Source organism: Enterococcus sp. 5B3_DIV0040 (genome assembly GCF_002140755.1).
Taxonomy (GTDB): Bacteria; Bacillota; Bacilli; order Lactobacillales; family Enterococcaceae; genus Enterococcus_D; species Enterococcus_D casseliflavus.
Genome location: NZ_NGLC01000003.1, coordinates 349674 through 359486 on the forward strand (window position 1 = coordinate 349674; position 9813 = coordinate 359486).

Annotated in this window: 11 protein-coding genes; 10 read left to right on the forward strand and 1 reads right to left on the reverse strand. The window is 34.5% G+C overall.

Annotated elements, in window-relative coordinates; all coding sequences use genetic code 11:
• Positions 1-136: 136 nt before the first annotated feature.
• From A5883_RS18830 to A5883_RS18845, 4 genes are read left to right on the forward strand one after another with little or no spacing between them, the layout of a single operon-like run.
• Positions 137-862, forward strand: a complete 726-nt coding sequence (locus tag A5883_RS18830; protein ID WP_086339378.1) for a GntR family transcriptional regulator — start codon at positions 137-139, stop codon at positions 860-862.
• A 13-nt stretch (positions 863-875) separates the two neighbouring features.
• Complete coding sequence (gene agaS, locus A5883_RS18835; protein ID WP_086339379.1) at positions 876-2051, forward strand: SIS domain-containing protein; 1176 nt, start codon at positions 876-878, stop codon at positions 2049-2051.
• A 21-nt stretch (positions 2052-2072) separates the two neighbouring features.
• Positions 2073-3080, forward strand: a complete 1008-nt coding sequence (gene lacD / locus A5883_RS18840) for a tagatose-bisphosphate aldolase (RefSeq protein WP_086339380.1) — start codon at positions 2073-2075, stop codon at positions 3078-3080.
• Between the two features lie 11 nt (positions 3081-3091).
• Positions 3092-4033: a hexose kinase gene (locus tag A5883_RS18845; protein ID WP_086339381.1), complete on the forward strand. Its 942-nt coding sequence runs from the start codon at positions 3092-3094 to the stop codon at positions 4031-4033.
• An 18-nt stretch (positions 4034-4051) separates the two neighbouring features.
• On the opposite strand, the gene A5883_RS18850 is transcribed toward A5883_RS18845, so the two are convergent.
• The gene (locus A5883_RS18850; protein ID WP_086339382.1) at positions 4052-4756 is read right to left on the reverse strand and encodes a GntR family transcriptional regulator; all 705 of its coding nucleotides are present in this window, start codon (positions 4754-4756) and stop codon (positions 4052-4054) included.
• Positions 4757-4920: 164 nt separating this feature from the next.
• Here A5883_RS18850 and A5883_RS18855 point away from each other — a divergent pair, with 164 nt between their 5' ends.
• From A5883_RS18855 to A5883_RS18880, 6 genes are all read left to right on the forward strand, one after another.
• The gene (locus A5883_RS18855; RefSeq protein WP_441316253.1) at positions 4921-6714 is read left to right on the forward strand and encodes a glycoside hydrolase family 35 protein; all 1794 of its coding nucleotides are present in this window, start codon (positions 4921-4923) and stop codon (positions 6712-6714) included.
• Between the two features lie 3 nt (positions 6715-6717).
• Positions 6718-7197, forward strand: a complete 480-nt coding sequence (locus A5883_RS18860) for a PTS system mannose/fructose/N-acetylgalactosamine-transporter subunit IIB (protein WP_086339384.1) — start codon at positions 6718-6720, stop codon at positions 7195-7197.
• Between the two features lie 23 nt (positions 7198-7220).
• Positions 7221-8117: a PTS mannose/fructose/sorbose/N-acetylgalactosamine transporter subunit IIC gene (locus A5883_RS18865; RefSeq protein WP_086339385.1), complete on the forward strand. Its 897-nt coding sequence runs from the start codon at positions 7221-7223 to the stop codon at positions 8115-8117.
• Positions 8104-8913, forward strand: a complete 810-nt coding sequence (locus tag A5883_RS18870; protein ID WP_086339386.1) for a PTS system mannose/fructose/sorbose family transporter subunit IID — start codon at positions 8104-8106, stop codon at positions 8911-8913. The genes A5883_RS18865 and A5883_RS18870 overlap by 14 nt, the downstream gene beginning before the upstream one ends.
• A 16-nt stretch (positions 8914-8929) precedes the next feature.
• A complete protein-coding gene (locus A5883_RS18875) occupies positions 8930-9334 on the forward strand; it encodes a PTS sugar transporter subunit IIA (protein WP_086339387.1) in 405 nt (134 codons plus the stop codon).
• Between the two features lie 204 nt (positions 9335-9538).
• Positions 9539-9813 (forward strand): YSIRK-type signal peptide-containing protein (locus A5883_RS18880; RefSeq protein ID WP_141108439.1); only part of this gene is annotated, 275 nt, incomplete at its 3' end.

The window sequence follows — 9813 nt, forward strand, 5'->3', positions numbered from 1 at the left end:
ATGAATAAAAGAAAATGTTGATATACTTATGGTTATAATTTAGATTTGGATAACGGAAAGTTTTTGTTGACAAAGATAAAAAAACCACCTTACCATTAATATATGGTTATAACCGATAAAAAGATAGGAGACGTCCATGGAAAAGACTTTAAAGAAAAAACCTTTATATTGTCAACTTGTTGATCAATTAAAAGAAAAAATTGAAGTTAATATGATTCCGCATGATAAGCTTCCATCCGAACGAGAATTAACAGTGCAGTATGGACTCAGTCGAACGACAGTTCGTTTGGCTTTAAAGGAATTAGAAAACATCGGATACATATATAGATGCCTTGGTAAAGGCACTTTTGTTTCTGATTTAAAAAAAGATATAGATTTAGGCGGGTCATACAGCTTTACTCAACAGATGGAAAGTCTTGGTAGAAATCCTGAAACAAGAATTTTAGCTTTTGAAAAGATTAAGGCTGATAAGTTTATTTCCCATCATTTAAATCTTTTGCCGGGGAAACCAGTTTTTAAGGTAAGTCGTTTGCGGATTGCTGATTGTGAACCATTAATGATTGAAGACACGTATTTGCCAGCTAAGTTTTTCTTGAATTTAAATGATCGACTTTTACGAAAAAAACCACTTTATGATTTATTTGAGGATTTTGGTCAAACCATTCGTTTGGCGGATGAAGAATTATACGCTAGTTTAGCTTCGAAAGATGATGCAAAACAACTTGCGGTTCCGAAGGGATCACCAGTTCTTCATTTAGCAAGACAAACCTATAACATGAAAAATGAGATTATTGAGTTTACTCTGAGTGTTGCTCGTGCAGATCAATTTCATTATCGTATTCGTCATATTCGAAATAGTTAGGAGAATTGAAGTTATGTTTACACTAGAAAAAGAAGAATTAAAACAAATGGGAGCTGAAATTACGACACGAGAGATTCGTCAACAGCCAGAACTTTGGGAAGAGACCATTCGGCTTTATCAAGATGCTCAAATAGAAATAGAAACATTTCTAGAAACAGTTAAAGAGCAAGCTAAGGGATTACGTACAAGAGTGATCTTCATAGGCGCGGGAACTTCGCAATATGTAGGGGACACGTTAGTTCCATATTTAAGAAAACATGGAGATCATCATTCTTTTAGCTTTGAAAGTGTTGGGACGACTGACATCGTTGCAAAACCTGAAGGGTATTTAATAAAAGAGGAACCAACTTTGCTTGTATCTTTTGCGAGAAGCGGAAACAGTCCTGAAAGTTTAGCAGCGATTGAGATTGCCAATCAAGTTGTTGACACAGTCTATCATTTATCAATTACGTGTGCTGAAGATGGGAAATTGGCGCAGATTAGCAAAGCAGGAACTAATAGTTTTTTATTTTTGATGCCACCTCGGTCAAATGATGAGGGGTTTGCAATGACTGGAAGTTTTTCTTGTATGACGTTAGGTGCATTGTTGATATTTGATCAAACAATATTAGCTGAAAAACAAAAATACGTAAAAATATTAAGGAGCTTAGGGAAAGAGGTCATTGCTCGCGAAAACGAGATTGAAAAACTTGTTGAGCTTGATTTTAATCGAATTGTGTATGTTGGTTCAGGAAGTCTTGCTGGACTGACGCGAGAAGCACAATTGAAAATTTTGGAGTTGACAGCCGGAAAAATTGCAACCATTTTTGATTCATCTATGGGATTTCGTCATGGACCAAAATCATTTATTAATGAAAAAACAATTATGTTTGGGTTCATTAATAATGACCCATATACACGGGATTATGATTTAGATGTCTTAGAAGAAGTTCACGGAGATAAAATTGCTTCTAGAGTTTTTGCTATTACTCAACCAGGCGAACGAAATTTCTCTGGTGATAAATTCGAATTTACGACCGAAACAGAATTGTTACCTGATGGTTATTTAGCATTAGGGTATATCATGGTGGCACAGATTTTTGCTTTGCTATCATCAGTTAAGGTTGAAAACAAACCTGATACACCATCACCAACTGGAACAGTTAATCGTGTTGTAAAAGGTGTAACAATTCATAAATATAATAAGTAAGAATCAATTGGGGGAAGAACTATGCTTACATTAACAACTGGAAAAAAAGCGGCGATGGATCGCTTATCGACAAAAGACGGTATTATCAGTGCCTTAGCTATTGATCAACGAGGGGCACTAAAAAAGATGATTAAAGCGTTAAATATCGAACCAACAGCTGAACACATTGAACAGTTTAAGAAATTGGTTTCTAACGAGTTGACACCATATGCCTCTTCTATCTTATTGGACCCTGAATATGGACTTCCTGCTGCGAATGCTCGTTATAATCATGCGGGATTACTGTTGGCCTATGAAAAAACGGGCTACGATGCAACAACCCCAGGACGGTTGCCCGATTTATTAGCGGATTGGTCTGTTTTACGCTTAAAAGAACAGGGAGCTGATGCAATTAAGTTTCTCCTTTATTATGACGTTGATGAAGATCCAGCTATCAATTATCAAAAACATGTCTTTGTAGAACGAATAGGTAGTGAATGTGCAGAAGAGGATCTTCCTTTTTATTTAGAGTTGGTTTCTTATGATTCCCAAATTTCAGATGCTAACTCGTTTGACTATGCTAAAGTAAAACCTCATAAGGTAAATGAGATGATGAAAGAATTCTCAAAACCACAATACAAAGTAGATGTTTTAAAAGTTGAAGTTCCCGTCAATATGAATTTTGTAGAAGGTTTCGGTACAGATGAAATAGCTTATACCAAAGAAGAAGCAGCTAAATGTTTTTTGGAACAAAGTCAAGCAACAGATTTGCCTTTCATTTTTTTAAGTGCCGGTGTATCAACAGAATTATTTCAACAAACATTGATTTTTGCAAAAGAATCAGGTTCGAACTTTAATGGTGTGCTGTGTGGTCGAGCTACTTGGAAAAATGCTGTGAAACCTTTTATCGAATCTGGTGAGTCAGCTACTCGTGAATGGTTGCAAAGTGAAGGTCGCGAAAATATTGAAAGCTTGAATAAGGTTTTGGCTCAAACAGCTAGTTCTTGGTATGACAAAGTTCAAATTGCAGAAGAAGCAACAGTGAAATAGGAGGAGAGTTCGTGATAGTAACTGTAACGATGAACCCTTCAATTGATATTTCCTATCCGCTAGCTGTTTTGAATCTGGACACTGTCAATAGAACAAACCAAGTTAGTAAAACAGCAGGTGGAAAAGGGCTTAATGTCACCCGAGTAATTCATGATTTAAAGGGGGATGTGCTAGCTACAGGAGTTCTTGGAGGATTTCATGGGGCATTTATTGCAGAGGAATTAAAACGAGCTGGTATTAAGCATAACTTTACAGCTATTAGAGAAGAAAGTCGAGATTCGATAGCTATTTTGCATGAAGGAAATCAAACAGAAATCTTGGAGGCAGGGCCAACAGTTTCAAAGGAAGAACAAGAAGCTTTTTTAGGGAATTTTAAAGAGGTAATTAAAAATGCAGAAATTGTTACAGTCTCAGGTAGTCTTGCAAAAGGATTTCCATCAAATTTTTACGGAGAACTTGTTCAACTGACTGAAGAACAATCAGTAAAGATTCTTGTGGACACTTCTGGCGAAAATTTGAAGCAACTGTTAGTTGGTGAACATAAGCCCTTTTTAATCAAGCCAAATCTTGAAGAGTTAGAAGGACTTTTGGGACAAGATTTTTCCATTGATAATTTAGATGAACTTTGTGCGGCGTTAAATCAGACTATATTTGATGGTGTAGAATGGATTGTTGTTTCACTAGGGAAAGCTGGAGCACTTGCGAAGTATCAAGATTCTTTTTACCAAGTTACAATTCCAACAATTAAAGCGGTCAATCCAGTTGGTTCAGGAGATGCCACGATTGGTGGATTTGCCTATGGATTATCACAACAATTGACTCCAATAGAGTTGTTGAAACTCTGCATGGCAACGGGTATGGCTAATGCCCAAGAAGAAAGAACGGGACATGTTGATCCGAAAAATGTTCAAGCTCATATTGAAGAAATCATTGTAAAAAAAATCGAGCTATAAGCTCGATTTAAAGAGATGTTAACTATTTTTTGAAACTAACTCGATTTTGTAAAAGTTCCATTTTTTGTAAGATTCAACATATTCCAACGTTTGTTGTGATTTCTTAGTTATTTTGATTTGAAAAACAGTTGGTTCATTTGTAGGGATTTTTAGTAATTGTGCTACATCTACAGGAGTTGGAAACTTAATTTCATTTGTTTCTGTAAAGTCTTCTTCGTTCATGTGGATATTATAATCTGTTTTGAAGCGTTGGTAGATGGAATTATAGTAGCTTAATTCTTGATAATTGGGATTCACATATTGTTCTGGTAAATAGGTCTGCTGGTAAATATAGGGCATTTCTGTAGTCTTACGTAACCGTCTGATACAGTAATAGTAGGCGGAATCAGGTAATTCAAGCTTGTTTAAATAGATGGGATTATTTCCTCGGACGATTGACAAGACTTGTACTTGATCATTACTGAGTGGAAATAATTCAATATCGGAAAACTCGATGGTTTTACTTTTGCGTGCTCGTGAAACGAAAGAGCCGCATCCTTGGTGACGAACAATGAATCCATCTTTTACAAGATCGTTTAGTGCACGAATAACGGTTATTGAGCTTACATGGAATAGCTTAGCAAGTTCGGCTTCTGTATAAAATTTATCGCCATTTTTGAATTTACCTGAAATAATTTGTTGCTTTAGTTCGTTTTCTATGAGTTGGTATTTTGGAATCCTCATAGACTCCTCCTATTTATATTTAATATATAGTATATAGTGGTAAAAAACATGTTTATCAATATTAGTTTTATTTTACCATAAAGATGAGGAATAAAAAGTATTGATTTTTTATTTTTGGGGAATTAATATATTAAATATAAGCGCTTATGAAAAATAGAAATTTAATGAGGAGAGAAGAATTGGATATATTTGAAATTAAAGAGGAGTTTTATTTAAATAAGAAAAAGTTTAAAATACTGTCTGGTGCAATTCATTATTTTCGAATTCCACCATGTGATTGGAAACATTCTTTGTATAATTTAAAAGCATTGGGTTTTAATACAGTAGAAACATATGTTCCTTGGAATTTACATGAACCTAAAAAGGGAGAGTTTCATTTTGAGGGAATGTTGGATTTAACTCGATTTTTATCAATGGCTCAAGAATTAGGGTTATATGCAATTGTTCGACCATCGCCTTATATTTGTGCAGAATGGGAATTTGGAGGCTTTCCGGCGTGGCTACTTAGTGAGTCGATTCCTATTCGGAGGAATGAGACTGTTTATTTGCAACATGTCGCGGATTACTATGATGTTTTGATGAAAAGGATTGTTCCCCATCAACTAGATAATGGGGGAAATATTTTGATGATTCAAATTGAAAATGAATATGGTTCTTATGGGGAAGAAAAGGATTACTTACGGGCGATACGAGATTTGATGATTGAGCGAGGAGTGACCGTTCCTTTTTTCACTTCAGATGGACCGTGGCGGGCTACTTTGCGAGCGGGAAGCATGATTGAAGATGATATTTTGGTTACTGGTAATTTTGGTTCTAAAGCAAAAGATAACTTTGCTTCTATGAAGCAGTTTTTTAAAGAATATGATAAAAATTGGCCACTGATGTGTATGGAATTTTGGGATGGTTGGTTTAATCGTTGGAAAGAACCAATTATTCAACGAGATCCACAGGAACTTGCTGAAGCGGTAAAAGAGGTATTAGAACAAGGAAGCATTAATTTATATATGTTTCATGGAGGAACGAATTTTGGGTTTATGAATGGTTGTTCTGCAAGAGGAGTGATTGATTTACCACAAATTACTTCTTATGATTATGGCGCACCATTAGATGAACAGGGGAATCCAACAGAAAAATATTATGCATTGCGTAAAATGATTCATGAAAATTATCCAGAGATTAAGCAGTTAGATCCTGTCATTAAACCCACGATTGAAAAGCAAAATATTTCTTTGACGAATAAAGTAAGTCTTTTCGCGACTTTAGATACCATTAGTCAACCGATTCAATCAAAGTATCCAAAGACGATGGAAGAGTTGGGACAAAATACAGGTTATCTACTTTACCGAACAATGATAGAGAGGGATGCAGACGAAGAACGCTTACGGGTAATTGATGGTAGAGATCGTAGCCAATTATTCCTGAATCAAAAATTACAAGCTACCCAATATCAAACAGAAATAGGTGAAGATATACAAGTTGGTATGACAGAAGAAATCAATCAAGTGGATATTTTGATTGAAAATATGGGACGTGTTAATTATGGACATAAACTCCTTGCAGAAACGCAAAAAAAAGGAATTAGAACAGGAGTAATGGCAGACTTACATTTTATTACAAACTGGCAACAATATTCACTGCCTTTGGAGAATTGTAAAACTGTGGACTATTCAAAAGGATGGCAGCCCCAACACCCAAGTTTTTATCGCTATGAATTTATTTTAGAGGATGTCGGTGATTGTTTTATTGATTTGAGTAAATTTGGTAAAGGAGTGGTATTTGTTAATCAGACCAACATTGGTCGTTTTTGGGAAGTAGGACCTACTCTATCTCTTTATATTCCTAGTGGTTTTCTAAAAGTTGGTAGGAATGAAATAGTTATTTTTGAGACGGAAGGTATTTATCACTCAGAAATAAATTTATTAAAAGCACCGTTATATAAAGAAATGAAAGAAGGATGAACAATGAGTATTATTGGAGTAAGAATTGATGGTCGTTTAATTCACGGACAGGTAGCCAATTTATGGACAACCAAATTGAATATTTCTCGAATTATGGTTGTGGATGATGAAGTAGCTCAAAATGATATTGAAAAAAGTGGATTGAAATTGGCAACCCCAGCAGGAGTAAAATTAAGTGTTTTGCCAATTGAAAAAGCAGCGCAAAATATTTTAGCAGGAAAATATGATTCACAGCGTTTACTGATTATTGCACGTAAACCAGATCGATTATTAAAATTAGTGGAATTAGGTGTTCCGATAGAAGAGATTAATGTAGGGAACATGTCTCAAACTTCTGAGACTCGATCAATTACGAAATCGATTAATGTTGTAGATGATGATATAGATGTTTTCAAGCAATTAAATGAAAAAGGGGTTCATTTGATTGCACAGATGGTACCAAGTGACAAAGCGGAAGACTTTATGTCTCTGTTAAATAAATAAAAATATATGTAGGAGGAGAAGAAATGGATATTTTATGGTGGCAGGTATTATTATTATCATTGTATGCGGGATATCAAATCTTAGATGAACTGCAGATTTATTCTTCAATGAGCGCTCCCGTTTTTGCAGGTCTTTTTTCAGGTTTAGTAATGGGGGATGTTGTAACAGGATTATATATTGGTGGTAGCTTACAGTTAATGGTATTAGGGGTAGGAACTTTTGGTGGGGCATCAAAAATTGATGCTAACTCTGGTACGATTTTAGCTACAGCGTTTTCTGTAGCTCTTGGAATGGAGCCAGAGCAAGCTGTGGCTGCAATAGCTGTTCCGGTAGCTAGTTTAATGATTCAATTGGATGTTTTAGCACGTTTTACAAATACTTTTTTCGCACATCGTATTGATAAAAATGTGGAAGATATGAATTATAAAGCAATTGGACGGAATTTTCTACTAGGTGCATTACCTTGGAGTCTATCTAGACTAATTCCTGTGTTTTTGGCTTTAGCATTTGGTGGTGGTGTTGTAGAAAAAGTAGTAGCTGTTTTAAATGGAGATTTAAAATGGTTAGGGGACGGTTTATCAGTAGCAGGTGCTGTTTTACCAGCGGTAGGGTTTGCAATTTTATTAAGATATTTGCCAGTCAAAAAGCATTTTCCATATTTGATTTTAGGTTTCACTATAACAGCATTATTAACTACAGTATTCAGCAATATTCAGTTACTAGGAACTAGTGTAGCTACTGTTGTAAAAGATTTCCAAGGTGTATTTAATGGTTTACCAATGTTAGGAATTGCATTAATTGGCTTTGCGTTTGCTGCAATCAGTTATAAGAATAATTCGAATATACCAACTACTCAGAATATAAGTAAATCTGAAATTAACAACGTAGAAGGTGAGGAAATTGACGATGACGAAATCTAATTATAAGTTAACTAAAAAAGATTTTAATCAAATTAATAAAAGAAGTTTATTCACTTTTCAATTAGGTTGGAATTATGAGCGAATGCAAGGTTCGGGTTATTTGTATACAATTCTTCCGCAGCTAAGAAAAATTTATGGTGATGATACACCAGAATTAAAAAAAGCAATGAAAACTCACACTCAGTTTTTTAATACATCTAACTTTTTTAATACAATAGTTACGGGAATTGATTTAGCTATTGAAGAAAAAGAAGGAATTCAAGCCAATGATACTGTTTCAGGTTTGAAAGCTGGGTTAATGGGACCATTTGCTGCTATTGGAGATTCAATTTTTGGTGCGTTAATCCCTACGATTTTTGGTGCTCTAGCTGCAAATATGGCAATTAATGGTAATCCTACGGGGATTTTTATTTGGATTGTTGCGCAAATGGCAGTTAATGTTTTTCGTTGGAAGCAGTTGGAGTTTGCTTATAAAGAGGGGATATCTTTAGTTACTACAATGCAACATCGTTTAACGGCACTAACTGATGCAGCGACATTGATGGGGGTGTTCATGGTAGGTGCTTTAGCGGCTACTATGGTAAATGTAAAATTTGCTTGGGCCCCAAGCATTGGGGATGTTACGTTGAATATGCAAAATAATATAGATATGATTTTGCCAAGGTTATTACCTGCTGGAATTGTAGGAGCAATTTATTGGATGCTCGGTAAAAAGAATATGACTTCTACAAAAGCAATTTTAATTGTATTAGTTGTTTGTGTTGCTTTATCTGCTTTAGGAGTCATATCTAAATAATCGGGAGCTAAATACAATGAAAAATAATTTAGTATTAATAAGTCATGGAAGATTTTGTGAAGAATTAAAGAATAGCGCTGAAATGATCATGGGTAAACAAGATAATATTTATACAGTTTCTTTGCTACCTTCAGAAGGACCTGAAGATTTCAAAAAAAAATTTTTTGAAATTGTAGAAGAATTAGACGATTATATTGTTTTTGCGGATTTAATGGGTGGAACACCTTGTAATATTATTTCAAAAGAGATTCTTGCAGGGAAGGATATTCTATTATATGCGGGAATGAATTTACCAATGGTTATTAGCTTTATTAATGGCGAGTTGGTTAATATTGAAAGTGATTTCGTAGTTGATGGAAAAAATAGTATTTGTGATGTTGGTAAACTAATTATTGAAGATTTGGAATTTGAAGATGACTAGGATTTCTTTTAAAAACCTTGTCTTTTGAGAGTTATAATTATTTGTAAAGATAAGGTTATTGTTAGATTGTTTCTATCTGATAATAATCTTATCTTTTTTAGTTTTGTTTATCTCTTTGATATTAAATTAATCTAAATCTTTTGAATAATCAAACATATAAATTAGAATGACCAAGATAATTACTTTTTATTAAAGGAGATAGTTATGAACGAAAAACAACGTAAATATGCTATTAGAAAAACTACATTAGGAGTAGGTTCTGTGTTGATAGGTTTTGTTTTTTTGGGAACAAGTATATATGTATGTGCAGATGAAGCAACCAGTACTGAATTAACAACAGAAGCAATAAATAATGGGGCAGAAAATATTGTAGGTAATGAAAGCGTGGAATTAGCAGAGACAATAGAAGAAGGTAACACAACGAATATAACTCAACCTACAATGGAAGCGCCTTCGACGACAGAAGCAATAAATAATGG